Source organism: Pseudomonas sp. LBUM1666 (assembly GCF_059695775.1).
The window spans coordinates 4,380,894-4,397,270 of record NZ_CP166789.1 but is presented as its reverse complement, the minus strand read 5'-3'; the positions used below and the strand labels follow the sequence as shown (position 1 = coordinate 4,397,270).

Genomic DNA, 16,377 nt, shown 5'->3' with positions numbered 1-16,377 from the left:
ATAAGCGCTGTACCATCCTCGCGGGCTGGTTAAGATCCCTTCATCCTTTTCCCACTCTGAGGTTTCCATGCGCTTTTCCGATCTGCTCGACGCTGTCCGCAGCCAGCCGCTGGAGCTGTCAATCCCGGCCGAATGGGCTCAGGGGCGTGCCAGTTTCGGTGGCCTGGTGGCCGCCTTGCAGTACGAAGCCATGCGCGCAAAAGTCCCGGCGGATCGTCCGGTGCGTTCGCTGGCGATCACCTTTGTCGGCCCGGTCGAGCCTGAAGTGCCAGTCAGTTTTGAAGTCGATGTGTTGCGTGAAGGCAAGGCTGTCAGCCAGGTGCTGGGGCGGGCGATGCAGAAGGGCCAGGTGGTGACGTTGGTCCAGGGCAGCTTCGGCGCCTCGCGGCCGTCGGAAGTGGCGGTGATTGCCGAACCGGCACCCGAGATGAAGCACTGGGACGACTGCCAGGAATTGCCTTACATCAAAGGCGTGACCCCGGAATTCATGCGGCATCTGGCGATGCGCTGGAGCGTCGGCGGCCTGCCATTCACGGGTAACAAATCCCGCGAGATGGGCGGCTGGGTGCGCTTGCGTGGGGACGTGAAGCAAGAGGCCGTCAGCGAGTCGCATATCCTGGCGCTGGTCGATGCCTGGCCTCCGGCGCTGTTGCCGCACCTGAAAAAACCGGCGATGGGCAGCACGCTGACCTGGACCATCGAATTCGTCCAACCGTTGCTCGAACTGAGCACGCTGGACTGGTGCAAATACCTCGTCGAGATCGAGCATGCCACTGACGGCTACGGTCATGCGGCCGCGAAATTGTGGAACGCGGACGGTCAGTTGATTGCCATGAGCCGGCAGACGGTGACGATTTTCGCCTGATCAGTGACGACGGTGGCGCTCACGCCAGGCGCGCCACCAGCCGCCGCTCAGGAAGAACCGTGGGAAGGTCAGGAACTGCTCGACCAGCAAGCGCGACACTGCATCTTTGCGATCACTGAACGGTTCGGAGGCTTGCGCTTCCAGGCGGTGACCGTGGCGTTGCAGGCCGAGGGCGGCGAGCAGGCCGATGACGCCAATCGCGACATTCGCGAAACTCAGACTGAACACCCCCGAGACAATCAGCAGAAACGCCACGATGAACAGCGGCACGGCAATCAGGTGCAGCACCAGATTGGTCGGGTGCTGGTGATTGTTCGGGTACGCTCGCCATTGCCAGGCGGGAAGGTTGGGGTGACGTTTGCCCATGATGGTAATCCTTGGTTCGTTGAGGCTCTTGAACAAAGAATAGGCCGGGCCAAACCAGTCGGCGAATCAAGGCTGGCTATCGGAGTGATAGGTGTCATGTTCGGAATTGATGTTGATTGAGCTGATGCCATCGCGAGCAGGCTCGCTCCCACATTGGAATGCGATCAAATGTGGGAGCGAGCCTGCTCGCGAAGGGGCCGTCAAAGCTTCAGCTGACCGATAGCCTTGCTCAATTCCCCCGCCAACGCCGCCAGCTCATTGCTGGTAGTCGCCGAATCCACGGTCTGCTGCACGGTGTTCTCGGTCACATCCCGAATGCTCACCACCGCCCGATTCATCTCTTCCGCCACGTGGCTCTGTTGCTCGGCCGCCACGGCGATCTGCGTGTTGCTTTCACGCATCTGTGCCACGGCGCTGGTGATCTCTGCCAAGGCTGCGCCGGCCTCCTGAGCCTGCTGCACGCAATCGTCGGCCTTGAACGAGCTTTCCTGCATGAAATCCACCGCGTCCCGAGTCCCGGCCTGCAACGCGGAAACCATGATCGTGATCTCGTCAGTGGAGGTCTGGACACGTTTGGCCAGGTTACGCACTTCATCGGCGACCACCGCAAAACCGCGACCCATTTCACCGGCACGGGCCGCTTCAATCGCTGCGTTCAGCGCCAGCAGATTGGTCTGCTCGGCGATGCTGTGAATCACACTGACCACGCCGTTGATCTTCTGACTGTCCTCGGCCAGACGCTGAATCATCTCGGCAGTCTGCTGCACCCCGCTGGACAAACCGGCAATCGACTTCTGCACCCGACTGACCACTTCCTGCCCGCTGCCGGCCAGGGTGTCGGCGGTTTGCGAGAGATCGCGGGTGGCGCCGGCGTGCTGGGCAATGTGATAGACCGTGGCAGTCATTTCGTTGATCGCCGTGGCGGCCTGATCGGTTTCGCTTTGCTGGCCTAGCATGCCGTGACGCACCTCGTTCATGCTCGACGCCAGCCGCGCCGCGCCGACATCCAGTTGCCGGGCGGTGCTGGCAACGGTGTTGACCACTCGCTGGTAACCGGCCTGCATGGCGTTGAAGGCATTGGCCATCTGCCCGACTTCGTCAGTGCAGGCCAGCGGCACACGGGCCGACAGGTCACCGGTTTTCTCGACGTGGAGCATCACGTCCTTCAGCGTATTGAGCTGGCTGAGCAGGAAGCGGATCAACAATTGCGAAGCGCCGAGCATCGCCAGCATCAGGATCGCCACCGCCACGGCATAGTTGGGAAAACGCTCGCCAAAGACCTGGGTCAGACTCGGGCCATGGGCAATCACCGCGATCTGATTGCCATCCGTGCGCGTAAACACTTCGGCACCCATCAACGGGTTGTTGCCGAACAGCGGCATGGCATTGATTTCGACCCAGCCGTTGGAATCGACCAGTTCCAATACCGGCTGACCGTTCAGCAACGGTGCCTGCCCGCGACTGAACGTCAGCACGTTATCGGCTTTGGGGAGCGGCTGGCCGGCGGGCCAGGCGTTGAGCAGTCGCGCCTGGGCTTGTGCCGATGCCTGATAAGCATGGCTGCGGGCCTGTTGTTCGAGCTGTACGGCGTACAACACCAGCAGCAAAGTGGTGACGAAGGCGACGGCGTTGACCGCCCAGAATTTGTATTTCAGCGAGATATTGCTAAGCCAGGCACCCATGGAGGTCTTCTCTGATAGCGGAAACAGTTTCGGCAAGGTGCCAGTATTGTGCCGCTACTCAGGGCGCTGGATCTTGATGTGGGTCAACAATCCCGGCCATGCTCGCGCGCAGGAATTGCGGGGCGTAATGCGTTATTCTTCGCGCCTTCAAAATTCCCTCGCTACAGGATTCCGCCCCATGAAAGCCGCACTCGTCGAACTCATCAGCAAAATCAGCTCCGGGTGCATGAGCGATGACGAAATCCTGAAAGTCGCTGACGAAGCGGCCCAGGCCTACGCCGATCCCGAGGCTTTTCTGACGGCCAATCCGGATATCAACTACGACGAAACGTTCCCGATTCCGCTGGGCGAGTGGGTCGTCGTCGGCAGTTTGCCGGAGACCGTGCTGTTCCAGGCCGACACCTACATGGACCTGTTCGCCCAGATCGTTTCCTCGTTCGGGCCCGGCGTTGATTTCAATATCAAACCCAAGCAACTGGCCAAGACTGAAGCCCTGACCGCACTCAATCGCATTCAGGTGCAGATGGGCAGCATGAACAAGGAAAACGGCGGCTACACGCTGATGAACTTCAGTCAGTTGCTCGACGACGAACTGCAAGTGGTGCTGGTCTACGGCAACGACGTGCCGCGCGTGCTCGAGTTGTGCGCTAAAGTCGGCATTACTGCCGCACCCTCGCTGGAAGCCCTCAAAATTGCCGTCCACGTTTAAAAAACGGAACCCTCGCAAGGCCCGGCTATCCTAAGAGTGCACACCACTCTTTGGGAGCGACACCATGGGTTCCACGTTCAACGGTCTGATTGGCCTGATTATTCTTGCCCTGGACATCTGGGCAATCATCAACGTGCTCAAAAGTGGTGCCGACACAGGGATGAAAATCATCTGGGTGCTGCTGATCCTGCTGCTGCCGGTGCTGGGCCTGATCATCTGGGCCATCGCCGGGCCACGAGGCAACGTCCGAATCTGAATACGCACCCAAAGCCGACACCTTTCCCCTGTGGGAGCGAGCCTGCTCGCGATGCAGACGCCGCGGTTTCCCTGTAAACCGCGTTATCGTTTATCGCGAGCAGGCTCGCTCCCACACTGTTCTATGCCTACCCGACAGACGAAGGTTCGACCTGTCATGTCCCGCGACGTAGAATTCGCGGCTTGCCACCCGCATTCATCGGAGCACTTCCCATGAGCAACACCCCGACCAGCGAGTACCTGGAAACCCTCTACGAAGGCTACGGCCAGCGTTTTCGCATGGAAAAACTGTTGCACGAAGTGCACACCGAACACCAACACCTGGTAATTTTCGAAAATCCGCGCATGGGTCGCGTCATGGCGCTGGACGGCGTGATCCAGACCACCGAAGCCGACGAATTCATCTACCACGAGATGTTGACCCATGTGCCGATCCTGGCGCATGGCGCTGCCAGGCGCGTGCTGATCATCGGTGGCGGCGACGGCGGCATGCTGCGTGAAGTGGCCAAGCACCGCAGTATCGAGCACATCACCATGGTCGAGATCGACGGCACCGTGGTCGACATGTGCAAGGAATTCCTGCCGAACCACTCCAAGGGTGCGTTCGCTGATCCACGCCTGAACCTGGTGATCGACGACGGCATGCGTTTCGTCGCCACCACCACCGAAAAATTCGACGTGATCATTTCCGACTCCACCGACCCGATCGGCCCGGGCGAAGTGTTGTTCTCGGAAAACTTCTACCAGGCTTGCCGTCGCTGCCTGAACGAAGGCGGCATCCTGGTGACCCAGAACGGCACGCCGTTCATGCAAATCGAAGTAGTCAAAACCACCGCCGGGCGCCTGCGCAGCCTGTTCCCGGACTGGCACTTCTATCAGGCGGCCGTGCCGACCTACATCGGCGGCGCCATGACCTTCGCCTGGGGCGCGACCAATACCGCCTATCGCAAATTGTCCCGCGAAACCCTGCAGCAGCGCTTCGCCGGCAGCGGCATCATCACCCGCTACTACAACCCGGAAATCCACATCGGCGCCTTCGCCTTGCCGCAATACGTTCTGCAGGCTGTGAACAAGCCTAGCAACGACTGATATCGAGCAAGCCAGAAAGGGCCCTCTCAGGTTGTGTGAAAACACACCGGAGATGGCCCTTTTTTCATGCTTCACTTATAGAAGGACCGGTTGAACGATTGGCCGGGGTACAAGGTCGAGATACATGTAAGCCCATCCATGGGTTTTATCGAGGAGGCACCTGATGCAAAAGTGGAAAGTCACTTTCGTTGATGATCACGGTGAGCAAGTTGACGAGGTGTTCGAGAGCGAGGAGTGCCCGAACAACGAGCAAGCCGCGAAACTTATTCGCGCCCGGCGTCTGCCTGTGGCTGCCGAACTGGACCTAAACGATCTGGAAGGGCGCACCGATGATCCGACTGTCAAAAGTCTGAAGACCCAGTGCAGCATTGAAATCCTCAGCATCACGCCAATCTGAACATCTCCTGTCACATTCCTAACCAGGCCTTGGCAGCGGCTCTATCTTGAGGCTACTCTGCAATCGAGATCAGCGAACGGATCGCTAAGGTCTGGTCTTGTCAGCTACATGCTTGCTTCCCACCGGCAACGTTGTTGCCGCATCGCTCGCCCCATTCGGTTGCGAGTGCCGGGAATACGGAAAGTCTATCCATCAGTCTGAGGGGGACGTTTCATGAGCACAGCCTATCAAGAAGACATCAGCACCAGCGTCTTGCGCCGCATGAAAGAAGGCGGCTTCGACTTTTCACGATTCCATCCCATCGAGTTCTACGCCATTTTCCCGGACGAGGAGCGGGCACGCAGGGCGGCAGGGCATTACTGTGGTGAATCCTTGAATGCACAAATCAGCGTGCGCGACGACGGCGCGTGGTACCTGGAACTGAGCAAAGTGATGTACGCCACTTATGACGGCATCGGCGATTTTGAGCAGGATTTCGAGGCGGTGGTCGAGCCTTTGGGCGGCATCATCGAAGGATGGGGCGTCAAGCAGGAGGTACGAGGGCGACTCGCATAACTTATGAACAGTGACAACACTCAGCAACGGCTGACCTTCGGGTTGGCCGTTTTCGTTTGTGCGCCAGAAAACTCACCTGGCAAAACCCTGAAGCAAGAATCCGGCGCAAAAAAAACCGCCTGAGCAGGCGGCTAAAGGGAAGTTCGTCAAGATTTTCAGCGAATGCGCGGATTATCCGCATCGACTCCCGGGCAGTGAAATCAACTCTGGCTATGCTGGTGATAGGCGACAACATTGCTTCGCAATGAAGCGGGGGCGATCAGGTGGGGGCATTTACCGCACAGGATTGGTGCGGAGCGTGCAGTGCGATTATCCAACTGATTGATATCAAAGCGTTTATGCCGATGGCACGGGCTTTGCGAAGCCCAGATGTCCGGGTGACAAGGAGTACGGCATGATCCGCACCTATTTTGATGAGATGTACGATGCCGGCGGCCTGGTCCGCCCGCATTATCGGGAGTTTGCCCGTTGGCTGGCCGAAACGCCTGACGAGCTTTTGGCACAACGGCGACGCGAGGCCGATCTGTTATTTCATCGCGCCGGGATTACATTCACGCTCTATGGTGATGAGCAAGGGACAGAGCGCCTGATTCCCTTCGACACCATCCCCCGCAGCATCCCCGCCAGTGAATGGCGAGTTGTCGAGCGCGGCTGTATTCAGCGGGTCAAGGCGTTGAACATGTTCCTCGCCGACCTCTATCACGAGCAGCGCATCATCAAGGCCGGCATCATTCCGGCCGAGCAGGTGCTGGCCAACGAGCAATACCAGTTGGCGATGCAAGGGCTCGATCTGCACCGCGATATCTATTCCCACATCTCTGGGGTCGATCTGGTGCGCGATGGCGACGGCACGTACTACGTGCTCGAAGACAACCTTCGTACACCGAGCGGCGTGAGCTACATGCTCGAAGACCGCAAGATGATGATGCGGTTGTTCCCCGAGTTGTTCGCGGCCCAGCGCATTGCCCCTATCGATCATTATCCGAACCTGTTGCTCGACACCCTGAAAAGCTCCAGCCCGATTGATAACCCGAGCGTGGTGGTGCTGACGCCGGGTCGTTTCAACAGCGCGTTCTTTGAACATGCGTTTCTGGCGCGGGAAATGGGCGTTGAGCTGGTGGAAGGCGCGGACCTGTTCGTGCGCGATGACAAGGTGTTCATGCGCACCACGGACGGGCCGAAAGCCGTCGACGTGATCTACCGGCGCCTCGACGATGCATTCCTTGATCCGTTGGCGTTCAACCCGGACTCGATGCTCGGCGTTCCAGGGCTGCTGTCGTCATACCGCTCCGGCAATGTCGTGCTGGCAAATGCCATCGGCACCGGGGTCGCGGACGACAAGTCGGTGTATCCATTCGTCACGGACATGATCCGTTTCTACCTGGATGAAGAGCCGATTCTGAAGAATGTGCCGACGTGGCAGTGTCGTAATCCCTCCGAACTGTCCCATGTACTGGCCAATCTTCCAGAGCTGGTGGTCAAGGAAACCCAGGGCTCCGGTGGTTACGGAATGCTGGTCGGACCGGCGGCGACGGCGGCGGAAATCGAATCTTTCCGCGCGCGGATCAAAGCCAAGCCCCACGCGTACATCGCCCAACCGACGTTGTCCCTGTCGACCTGTCCGACCTTTGTCGAAAACGGCATCGCTCCACGCCACATCGACCTGCGTCCGTTTGTATTGTCTGGCCGCGAAACCCGGGTTGTGCCCGGCGGTTTGACCCGTGTTGCCCTGCGCGAAGGCTCTCTGGTGGTGAATTCATCCCAGGGCGGTGGAACCAAGGACACCTGGGTGGTCGAGGATTGAAGGAAGCCTGCCATGTTAAGTAGAACTGCCTCGGATTTGTATTGGATGTCGCGTTACCTGGAGCGGGCGGAAAACCTCGCACGGATGCTCGACATCAGTTATTCGCTTTCGCTGATGCCGCAGGATGGTCGCGGTGACGGTCTGCACGAACTCGCCATGCCGTTGCTGATCACTGGCACCCTGGACGATTATCTGGAGCGCCACGGTGATTTGCATGCTGAACGGCTGCTGCATTTCTTCGCCCTGGACGCGGCCAACCCGGCGAGCATCTACAGTTGCCTCGGCGCCGCGCGGGCCAGTGCCCATGCGGTGCGTGGGCGAATCACCGCCGACATGTGGGAAAACATCAATGCCACTTGGCTGGAAATCCGCGGGATAGCGGATCAAGGCTTGAGTCGCTACGGCATGAGTCGATTCTGCGAGTGGATCAAGGAACGTTCCCACCTGTTCCGCGGCGCGTCCTACGGCACGATCATGCGTAACGATGCGTTCCGCTTTATTCGTCTGGGGACGTTTATCGAAAGGGCCGACAACACGTTGCGCCTGCTCGACGCCCGCTACGAAATGGCTGGCGATCAGGCAGAGGCGGTCAGCGATGGCACCGCTCACGCGTATTACCAGTGGAGTGCTTTGCTGCGGGCGTTGTCCTCGTTCGAGGCCTACACCGAGATCTACCGCGATGCGCCCGGCGCCCGGCATGTGGCTGAGTTGCTGTTGCTGCGTGCTGACGTGCCGCGTTCATTGCGCGCCTGCACTGAAGAAATCGACCAGATCCTTGCCCAATTGCCGGGGGCCAACGGCCGTCCCGCGCAACGCCTGGCAGCGGAAATGGACGCACGCCTGCGCTACACCGGCATCACCGAAATTCTCGACGAAGGCCTGCACGCCTGGCTGACCGAGTTCATCCCGCTGGTGCGCCAGTTGGGTAACGCCATACACAGTTCCTACCTGGAGGCTGCATGAGACTTTCCATTAGCCACGAGACCACCTATCACTACGAAGATCAGGTGCGGGCGAGCATCCAGTACCTGCGATTGACACCCCACGACAGCGAGCGCCAGCATGTGCTCAGCTGGCAGCTCGACTTGCCGCGCCCGGTGCGCGCGCAACTCGATCCGTTCGGCAACATTCTGCATGTGCTGACCATGGACGAGCCCCATGAGGCGATCATCATCGGCGCCCGGGGCCAGGTGGACATCGACGAATTGCGTGAGGCGGAGCATGAAAGCCAGTCGGCGCTGCCGTTCTTGCGCTTCACGCGCCTGACCGAAGCCGACGAAGCCTTGCGTGCGTTCGCCGAGAAAGAATGCAAGCAGCGCCGGGATCGCACGGCGCTGATCGACTTGATGCATGGCCTGAACCAGCACATGACCTACACGCCGGGCTCCACCGAAGTGGACACCAGCGCCGCCCAGGCCTTCGCCGGGCGTTCGGGTGTTTGTCAGGACCACACCCACGCGTTTCTTGCCTGCGCTCGCAGCCTGGGCATTCCTTCGCGTTATGTGTCGGGCTATTTGTACAGCGAGAACTGCGAACACCTGGCCAGTCACGCCTGGGCGGAAGCCTGGCTCGATGACGCCTGGTACAGCTTTGACGTGACCAATGAACTGGCGCGGCCTGAGCGTCATCTGAAACTGGCGGTGGGCCTGGATTACCTGGATGCCTGCCCGGTGCGTGGCATGCGGCGTGGTGGTGGTTGCGAGCAGATGCATGCGAAGGTGTTTGTTTCGCCAACACCGATGCCGATTATCTCAGTCCAACAGCAATAATCCGGAACTCCACAATTCCCCTGTGGGAGCGAGCCTGCTCGCGATAGCGGTGTGTCAGTCGCAGCAGTTCTGACTGAACAGGCGCCATCGCGAGCAGGCTCGCTCCCACAGAGGGATAGTGTTACGGCTTAACCTTGCGCCCAGCCATATGCTTCAAATACCCCACCAACCGCTCCAGATCCCCGTCCGGCAACACCGTCGCCGAAAACCCCGGCATCTTCGCCTGTGGCCACTGGCGCAAGCTCTGCGGATCACGAATGTAGCGCTTGAGGAAGTCCGCGCCGAAGTACTCGGTCGGGTTAAACGGAATATTCAGGTCCGGCCCAAACTGCGCATCCCCGGCGCCGTTCAATCGATGACACGCCAGGCAATTCTTCTGAAACAGCGCAAAGCCCTTGTTCACCGGATCGTCAGCCTTCAACGCCGGATCGGGCAGCAGGGCAGGGAAGCGCTCGGCCACCGGTGCCATGCGCTTGATACTCGCCACTTGAAATGGCCATTGCTCGGGGCTGATGTCGCCCGCCTGCGGATCGGTCCAGACCAGATAGAACGGCCCGGCGCCGGGTTTGCCTTCCGACAGCGCTGACCACGGCTTGGCGGGTTCTTCAATCGCCAGCCACGCACGCGCACCCTGGGTGTTGAGCAACGGCGCAGCCGACAGTTCTGCGGCAAAACCATCCAGGGCTACTGCCTGTAAATGGTCTTCAGGCTTGATGCCCGTCAACAACGCAGCCACCGGAACAGCGCGATAGCGCATGTCCCGTTTGTAGGAAACGTCGTTGCTGATGGTGATGGTCTGAACCTGAGGATGCTTGAGCAATTCCTCGGTTTGCCAGGTGCGACTGCTCGCGCCCAGCTCAAGGTTCAGTTGTGCGGCAGACAGAGGCGTGCTGAGCAGCAAGGCCCCGAGCAGAATGAGCGTTTTCAAGTGATCGCCGTCCATGTCGTGGAAGTGCCGCAAAGGTTGGCACACCCACGCTGGCCCGGGTAGCGAACCAGTCACATTTTTAGAGGGCGATATAAAACCTGGCGCCGTATTTTTTATTGACCGACTAGCCGATCACCTTGGTCAGGTTCGGCAAAATCAACAACAGCGTAGTGGCGAAAAGAATGAGCCCGGCTTGACGTACTTTCGATTGTTTGAACATGGCTTGACCGCCTTTATTGTTATTTCCTGATGCCTGCCTGCATTTCTCCATGACGGCAGAGCGTTGCACTTCCTGTTTGACGAGCGCCTCGGCAAAACCCGACGACAACTTCGTACAAGTTCACCTTAGAGCCCGCGTCACGCTTGGTTTAGATCCATTTCGTATGGAGTTCACATAAATTGCTCTTAAAAAGGCATGAGGCCTATTGCCAGCTTCTTGGGCGCCCGTTTGCTAGACAGCTTGGTGTCCTGAATCGGTTAATTCGGTCGCTGCCTACCGTCCGTCTGAGCGTGACCGTCAACGTCTGTGAGCACTGCGGTCATTGAATCCAGGCCTGCTCGGCCTAAGGTGGGGACTCTGCATTTACTCCCCGCTCAGGTTCGAGGACGTCATGACCCAAGCTTTAATTTTCGACGCGTTACGCACGCCCCGCGGCAAAGGCAAGGCCAATGGCGCCTTGCACAGCGTCAAACCGGTAAACCTGGTAGCCGGGCTGCTCACGGCGTTGCAACAGCGCACGTCCCTCGATACCAGTCAGGTCGACGATGTGGTACTTGGCTGCGTGACGCCCATCGGCGACCAGGGTTCCGACATCGCCAAAACCGCGACTCAGGTGGCGGATTGGGACGTCAGCGTGGCGGGTTTGCAGATCAACCGCTTCTGCGCCTCGGGGCTGGAGGCGGTGAACCTCGGCGCGATGAAGGTGCGTTCCGGCTTCGAAGACCTGGTGGTGGTCGGCGGCGTCGAGTCCATGTCTCGCGTGCCGATGGGCAGCGATGGCGGCGCCTGGGCACAGGACCCGGAAACCAGTTTTCACAGCCATTTCGCCCCTCAAGGCGTGGGCGCTGACCTGATCGCCACGATCGAAGGCTTTAGCCGTCAGGACGTTGATGCCTATGCGCTGCACTCCCAGCAAAAGGCTGCGCGGGCAAGGGCCGACGGTTCGTTCAACAAATCGCTGGTGCCAGTGCAGGACCAGAACGGCATCATCCTGCTCGATCACGATGAATTCATCCGCGCCGGATCGACCATGGAAGGCTTGGGCCAGCTCAAGCCGAGCTTCGAGATGATCGGGAAAATGGGCTTCGATGCCACCGCGCTTCGGGTCTTCAGCCATGTTGAGCGGATCAACCATGTGCACACGGCGGGTAACAGTTCCGGGATCGTCGATGGCGCGGCGCTGATGCTGATCGGCTCCGAGGCCAAGGGCCGGGCGCTGGGTTTGCAACCGCGGGCGCGGATCGTCGCCACGGCGGTCACCAGTACCGACCCGACCATCATGCTCACCGGTCCCGCGCCGGCCACCCGCAAGGCTCTGGCCAAGGCCGGGCTGCGGGTTGAAGACATTGACTTGTTCGAGGTTAACGAAGCCTTCGCCTCGGTGGTGCTGAAATTCATCAAGGACATGGCAATCGACCCGGACAAGGTCAACGTCAACGGCGGCTCCATCGCCATGGGTCACCCGCTGGGTGCCACCGGCTGCGCGATCCTCGGCACCTTGCTCGATGAACTGGAAACCCGGCGCCTGCGCTATGGCCTCGCGACGCTGTGTGTCGGCGGCGGCATGGGCATTGCCACCATCATCGAACGCCTCTGAGCCCCGACCGACTTCAAGGAAGCACTTTCATCATGACTGAAGCCATTCGTTACGAAAAAGGTCAGGACCAGATCGTCGTCCTGACCATCGACATGCCGGGCCAGAGCGCCAACACCATGAACGCGGTCTACCGCGAAGCCATGGCCGCGTGTGTTACCAGACTAGTTGCCGACAAAGACACCCTCGCCGGCGTGATCATCACCTCGGCCAAGAAAACCTTTTTCGCCGGCGGCGACCTCAATGAACTGATCAAGGTCGGCAAGCCCGAAGCCAAAGCCTTCTATGACATGGTGCTGGCGCTCAAAGGGCAGCTGCGCACCCTGGAAACCCTCGGTAAACCGGTGGTCGCCGCGATCAACGGCGCCGCGTTGGGCGGCGGTTGGGAAATCTGCCTGGCGTGCCATCACCGGGTTGCGCTGGACGATTCTTCGGTGCAACTCGGCCTGCCGGAAGTGACCCTCGGCCTGCTGCCAGGCGGCGGCGGGGTGGTGCGCATGGTGCGGATGCTGGGTATTGAAAAAGCCTTGCCGTACCTGCTCGAAGGCAAGAAAGTCCGGCCACAGCAAGCGTTGCAGGCAGGTTTGATTGATGAGCTGGCGGCGGATCGTGATGAACTGCTGGCCAAGGCTCGCGCCTGGATCATCGCCAACCCTTCGGTTGTGCAGCGCTGGGACAGGAAGGGTTATCAGATTCCGGGCGGTACGCCATCGAATCCGAAAGTCGCGCAAATGCTGGCCATTGCGCCGTCGATCCTGCGCAGCAAAACCCAGGGCTGCATGCCGGCGCCAGAGAAAATCCTCTGCGCCGTGGTGGAAGGTGCTCAGGTAGATTTCGACACCGCACACTTGATCGAAACCCGTTACTTCACCGAATTGACCACCGGCCAGGTGTCGAAAAACCTGATCGGCACGTTCTGGTTCCAGCTCAACGAAATCAATGCCGGCGGCTCGCGGCCCCAGGGCTTTGCACCTTACGTGACGCGTCGGGTGGGCGTGCTGGGCGCAGGCATGATGGGCGCCGGCATCGCCTTTGTCAGCGCGTCGGCCGGCATCGATGTGGTGCTCAAGGACATCAATCTTGCGGCGGCACAGAAAGGCAAGGCTCATTCGGCGGCGCTGCTGGACAAGAAGGTTGCTCGTGGTCAATTGAGTGCCGATCAGCGCGATGCAACGCTGGCGCGAATTCACCCCACTGAAAGCGATGCCGACCTGGCTGGTTGTGATCTGATCATTGAAGCGGTGTTTGAAGATCGCGATTTGAAAGCCAGCGTCTCTTCGGCGGCGCAAAAAGTCGTTGGCCCGGATGCGGTGATTGCTTCCAACACGTCGACCTTGCCAATCAGCGGCCTCGCGACCGCCGTGCCGGATCAGAGCAAATTCATCGGTCTGCATTTCTTCAGCCCCGTGGAGAAAATGCCCTTGGTGGAAATCATCAAAGGCGCCCACACCAGCGACGAAACCCTGGCTCGCGGGTTCGATTTCGTCCTGCAAATCAAGAAAACGCCGATTGTGGTCAACGACAGTCGCGGTTTCTTCACCTCGCGGGTGTTCGGCACATTCACCAATGAAGGTATCGCCATGCTGGGCGAAGGCGTGAGCGCGCCGATGATCGAGACCGAAGCGCGCAAGGCCGGCATGCCGATCGGACCTCTGGCGATCTCCGACGAAGTTTCCCTCAGCCTGATGAGCCATATCCGTCAGCAAACCGCCAAAGACCTGCAAGCAGAAGGGAAACCGCTGATTGAGCACCCGGCGTTCGCCGTGATTGACTTGCTGCTCAACGAATACAAGCGTCCGGGCAAGGCTGCTGGTGGTGGTTTCTACGATTATCCGGCCCATGGGCAGAAGCATCTGTGGCCAGAGCTGAAAAGCCGTTTCGAGAAGGCTGACGGGCAGATTTCGCCGAAGGACGTGCGTGATCGACTGCTGTTCGTGCAAGCCATCGAAACCGTGCGCTGTGTGGAAGAGGGTGTGTTGACCTCGACGGCGGACGCCAACGTCGGCTCGATCTTCGGGATCGGCTTCGCCACCTGGACTGGCGGCGCGCTGCAATTCATCAACCAGTACGGCGTGAAAGACTTCGTCGCCCGCGCCCAGTACCTGGCGGAGCAGTATGGCGAGCGATTCGCACCCCCTGCGCTATTGCTGGAGAAAGCGGCTAAAGGGGAGGCGTTCTAGGGGACGGGTGACGCATTCCGGGGCTTGCCTTGCCACTGTGTTTCAAGGCAGGCTCTGGGGTGTGCATTATTCCCATCACGTGTCAGGTATTTTTTATGTCGTTACGCATCTGCATTCTGGAAACCGACATCCTGCGTCCGGAACTGGTCGATCAATATCAGGGTTACGGGCAGATGTTCCAGCGTCTGTTTTCGCAGCAACCCATCGCTGCCGAGTTCACCGTGTACAACGTGATGCAGGGCGAATATCCCGGCGATGAGCTGACCTTCGACGCCTACCTGGTCACCGGCAGCAAGGCCGATTCCTTCGGCACCGACCCGTGGATTGAAACCCTCAGGGCTTACCTGCTGACCCGCTACGAGCGTGGCGACAAACTGCTGGGCGTGTGCTTCGGCCATCAACTGCTGGCGCTGCTGCTGGGCGGCAAGAGTGAGCGTGCGACCCAAGGCTGGGGCGTCGGCACCCACAACTACAAACTCGCCGCCAAGGCGCCATGGATGAGCCCGGTGAGGGAAGAACTGACTTTGTTGATCAGCCATCAGGACCAGGTCACCGCGCTCCCGGAAAACGCCACGGTCATCGCTTCCAGCGATTTCTGCCCGTTCGCCGCGTACCACATCAACGATCAGGTGCTGTGCTTCCAGGGACATCCGGAGTTCATTCACGATTACTCGCGTGCATTGTTGGATATTCGTCAGGAAGCGCTGGGCGAGCAGATTTATTCGAAAGGTATGGCGAGCCTTGAGCACGACCATCACGGCACTACCGTTGCGGAGTGGATGATGCGGTTTGTGGCGCATAAGCCATCAACTGAAGCGCTTTAAAGTCCAAAGCTTCGCGAGCAAGCCCGCTCGCACAGTGGATCTCCGGTGTTGCAGAGATCATTGCGGGAGCGGGCTTGTTCGCGAATGTCACAGGCACCGCGGTAATGGCTACAACCACCCCGATTTCTTGAAGCTCGCCCACAAACTCACACAGCCCACTGCAATAAACCCCAACACCCCGAAATACCCGTAATGCCAACTCAACTCCGGCATGTTCTGGAAGTTCATCCCGTATATCCCGGCCACCGCCGTCGGGAACGCCAGAATCGCCGCCCACGCCGCAAACTTGCGCTGCACCACGCTTTGGCGTGACGCCTCCAGCAATACCCCAACCTGAATGGTCTGGCTGGCAATGTCCGCCAGGGTCGTCAGGTCTTCCATCTGCCGCGTCACGTGGATCTGCACATCGCGAAAGTACGGCCGCATGTTTTTGTCGATGAACGGAAAGTTGAGCTTTTGCAGTTCCTCGCCAATCTCTACCATCGGCGCCGCATAACGACGCAAACGCAATACATCTCGGCGCAGACTATGGAGTTTTTGAATGTCGCGCTCGTTCAGGGAGCTACACATGACGTTGCTCTCGAGCTCATCGATCTCGGCATGGATCGCTTCGCCCATGGGCTGGTAGTTTTCAATCACGAAATCGAGGATGGCATAGAGTACGAAATCTTCCCCGTGCTCCAGCAACAGCGGACGCGCCTCACAACGCTGTCGGACATAGGCGTAGGACGCTGAATGACCATTGCGTGCGGTAATGATGTAGCCGTTGCCAGCAAAGATGTGAGTCTCGATGAACTCCAGTTTGCCTTCATTCCTGATCGGCGAATACGTGACGATGAACAGCGCGTCGCCGAAGGTTTCCAGTTTCGGTCGACTGTGTTTTTCCAGGGCGTCTTCGATGGCCAGTTCGTGCAGGTTGAACTGGCGTTGCAGATTGAACAGCTCCTGGGCGTTCGGCTCTTCGAGGCCGATCCAGACAAAGTGGCCAGGCTTTGCAGCCCAGGCGGCGCCTTCGTCGAGGGTGATATTGGTGACTTTCTTACCGGCGCTGTAAACCGCAGCAGCAACAACTCTACCCATGATAGTGATTCACTTCTTATTGGCAGCTTTCTATTAGCGAAGATGGCAGTGGCAGGCAGT

Annotated in this window: 16 protein-coding genes; 12 read left to right on the top strand and 4 right to left on the bottom strand. The window is 59.3% G+C overall.

All coding sequences use genetic code 11. The annotated features are described in order from the left end of the window. Positions 1–67 precede the first annotated feature (67 nt). Positions 68–865, top strand: a complete 798-nt coding sequence (locus ACA056_RS20095) for an acyl-CoA thioesterase (RefSeq protein WP_497267206.1) — start codon at positions 68–70, stop codon at positions 863–865. Here the strand turns inward: ACA056_RS20095 and ACA056_RS20090 are convergent, their stop codons facing one another. Both ACA056_RS20090 and ACA056_RS20085 read right to left on the bottom strand, forming a co-directional pair. After that, on the bottom strand, positions 866–1,231 hold the full coding sequence (locus ACA056_RS20090; RefSeq protein ID WP_129442530.1) for an Mpo1-like protein: 366 nt from the start codon (positions 1,229–1,231) through the stop codon (positions 866–868). Positions 1,232–1,431: 200 nt separating this feature from the next. Further along, entirely contained in the window at positions 1,432–2,913 is a 1,482-nt protein-coding gene (locus tag ACA056_RS20085; RefSeq protein ID WP_497267204.1) for a methyl-accepting chemotaxis protein, read from the bottom strand. A 178-nt stretch (positions 2,914–3,091) separates the two neighbouring features. Here ACA056_RS20085 and ACA056_RS20080 point away from each other — a divergent pair, with 178 nt between their 5' ends. The 8 genes from ACA056_RS20080 (at position 3,092) to ACA056_RS20045 (ending at position 9,491) form a co-directional block, all read left to right on the top strand. Further along, entirely contained in the window at positions 3,092–3,622 is a 531-nt protein-coding gene (locus ACA056_RS20080) for a hypothetical protein (protein WP_497267202.1), read from the top strand. A 64-nt stretch (positions 3,623–3,686) separates the two neighbouring features. Next, entirely contained in the window at positions 3,687–3,878 is a 192-nt protein-coding gene (locus tag ACA056_RS20075; RefSeq protein WP_008148797.1) for a PLDc N-terminal domain-containing protein, read from the top strand. A gap of 212 nt (positions 3,879–4,090) precedes the next feature. Beyond that, positions 4,091–4,966, top strand: coding sequence for a polyamine aminopropyltransferase (gene speE, locus ACA056_RS20070; protein WP_497267200.1), 876 nt, complete (start codon positions 4,091–4,093; stop codon positions 4,964–4,966). A 163-nt stretch (positions 4,967–5,129) separates the two neighbouring features. Further along, positions 5,130–5,363 (top strand): hypothetical protein, encoded by a 234-nt coding sequence (locus tag ACA056_RS20065; RefSeq protein WP_497267198.1) that lies wholly within the window; start codon positions 5,130–5,132, stop codon positions 5,361–5,363. A 213-nt stretch (positions 5,364–5,576) separates the two neighbouring features. Continuing rightward, positions 5,577–5,918: a ribonuclease E inhibitor RraB gene (locus ACA056_RS20060; RefSeq protein WP_008148805.1), complete on the top strand. Its 342-nt coding sequence runs from the start codon at positions 5,577–5,579 to the stop codon at positions 5,916–5,918. Between the two features lie 394 nt (positions 5,919–6,312). Next, positions 6,313–7,722 carry a circularly permuted type 2 ATP-grasp protein gene (locus ACA056_RS20055; protein ID WP_497267196.1) on the top strand — a complete coding sequence of 470 codons (1,410 nt, stop codon included), beginning with the start codon at positions 6,313–6,315 and terminating at the stop codon, positions 7,720–7,722. A gap of 12 nt (positions 7,723–7,734) precedes the next feature. Continuing rightward, positions 7,735–8,685: an alpha-E domain-containing protein gene (locus ACA056_RS20050; protein WP_033055742.1), complete on the top strand. Its 951-nt coding sequence runs from the start codon at positions 7,735–7,737 to the stop codon at positions 8,683–8,685. Continuing rightward, positions 8,682–9,491: a transglutaminase family protein gene (locus ACA056_RS20045; protein ID WP_497267194.1), complete on the top strand. Its 810-nt coding sequence runs from the start codon at positions 8,682–8,684 to the stop codon at positions 9,489–9,491. Before ACA056_RS20050 ends, ACA056_RS20045 begins: the two co-directional genes overlap by 4 nt. A gap of 121 nt (positions 9,492–9,612) precedes the next feature. Here the strand turns inward: ACA056_RS20045 and ACA056_RS20040 are convergent, their stop codons facing one another. Then, on the bottom strand, positions 9,613–10,434 hold the full coding sequence (locus tag ACA056_RS20040) for a c-type cytochrome (protein WP_497273575.1): 822 nt from the start codon (positions 10,432–10,434) through the stop codon (positions 9,613–9,615). 596 nt (positions 10,435–11,030) lie between these two features. Between ACA056_RS20040 and ACA056_RS20035 the strand changes: the two genes are divergently transcribed. The 3 genes from ACA056_RS20035 (at position 11,031) to ACA056_RS20025 (ending at position 15,237) form a co-directional block, all read left to right on the top strand. Then, complete coding sequence (locus ACA056_RS20035) at positions 11,031–12,236, top strand: acetyl-CoA C-acetyltransferase (protein ID WP_497267192.1); 1,206 nt, start codon at positions 11,031–11,033, stop codon at positions 12,234–12,236. A gap of 32 nt (positions 12,237–12,268) precedes the next feature. Beyond that, positions 12,269–14,413, top strand: coding sequence for a 3-hydroxyacyl-CoA dehydrogenase NAD-binding domain-containing protein (locus ACA056_RS20030; RefSeq protein ID WP_497267190.1), 2,145 nt, complete (start codon positions 12,269–12,271; stop codon positions 14,411–14,413). Between the two features lie 95 nt (positions 14,414–14,508). After that, positions 14,509–15,237, top strand: a complete 729-nt coding sequence (locus tag ACA056_RS20025) for an amidotransferase (protein WP_497267188.1) — start codon at positions 14,509–14,511, stop codon at positions 15,235–15,237. Positions 15,238–15,345: 108 nt separating this feature from the next. Here ACA056_RS20025 and ACA056_RS20020 read toward each other — a convergent pair whose 3' ends face one another. Next, positions 15,346–16,317, bottom strand: coding sequence for a magnesium and cobalt transport protein CorA (locus ACA056_RS20020; protein WP_497267186.1), 972 nt, complete (start codon positions 16,315–16,317; stop codon positions 15,346–15,348). Positions 16,318–16,377: the final 60 nt, after the last annotated feature.

Coding starts and splice junctions, on each gene's coding strand:
- ACA056_RS20095 (WP_497267206.1), top strand. CDS start 68: ATGCGCTTTTCCGATCTGCTCGACGCTGTCCGCAGCCAGCCGCTGGAG.
- ACA056_RS20090 (WP_129442530.1), bottom strand. CDS start 1,231: ATGGGCAAACGTCACCCCAACCTTCCCGCCTGGCAATGGCGAGCGTAC.
- ACA056_RS20085 (WP_497267204.1), bottom strand. CDS start 2,913: ATGGGTGCCTGGCTTAGCAATATCTCGCTGAAATACAAATTCTGGGCG.
- ACA056_RS20080 (WP_497267202.1), top strand. CDS start 3,092: ATGAAAGCCGCACTCGTCGAACTCATCAGCAAAATCAGCTCCGGGTGC.
- ACA056_RS20075 (WP_008148797.1), top strand. CDS start 3,687: ATGGGTTCCACGTTCAACGGTCTGATTGGCCTGATTATTCTTGCCCTG.
- speE (WP_497267200.1), top strand. CDS start 4,091: ATGAGCAACACCCCGACCAGCGAGTACCTGGAAACCCTCTACGAAGGC.
- ACA056_RS20065 (WP_497267198.1), top strand. CDS start 5,130: ATGCAAAAGTGGAAAGTCACTTTCGTTGATGATCACGGTGAGCAAGTT.
- ACA056_RS20060 (WP_008148805.1), top strand. CDS start 5,577: ATGAGCACAGCCTATCAAGAAGACATCAGCACCAGCGTCTTGCGCCGC.
- ACA056_RS20055 (WP_497267196.1), top strand. CDS start 6,313: ATGATCCGCACCTATTTTGATGAGATGTACGATGCCGGCGGCCTGGTC.
- ACA056_RS20050 (WP_033055742.1), top strand. CDS start 7,735: ATGTTAAGTAGAACTGCCTCGGATTTGTATTGGATGTCGCGTTACCTG.
- ACA056_RS20045 (WP_497267194.1), top strand. CDS start 8,682: ATGAGACTTTCCATTAGCCACGAGACCACCTATCACTACGAAGATCAG.
- ACA056_RS20040 (WP_497273575.1), bottom strand. CDS start 10,434: ATGGACGGCGATCACTTGAAAACGCTCATTCTGCTCGGGGCCTTGCTG.
- ACA056_RS20035 (WP_497267192.1), top strand. CDS start 11,031: ATGACCCAAGCTTTAATTTTCGACGCGTTACGCACGCCCCGCGGCAAA.
- ACA056_RS20030 (WP_497267190.1), top strand. CDS start 12,269: ATGACTGAAGCCATTCGTTACGAAAAAGGTCAGGACCAGATCGTCGTC.
- ACA056_RS20025 (WP_497267188.1), top strand. CDS start 14,509: ATGTCGTTACGCATCTGCATTCTGGAAACCGACATCCTGCGTCCGGAA.
- ACA056_RS20020 (WP_497267186.1), bottom strand. CDS start 16,317: ATGGGTAGAGTTGTTGCTGCTGCGGTTTACAGCGCCGGTAAGAAAGTC.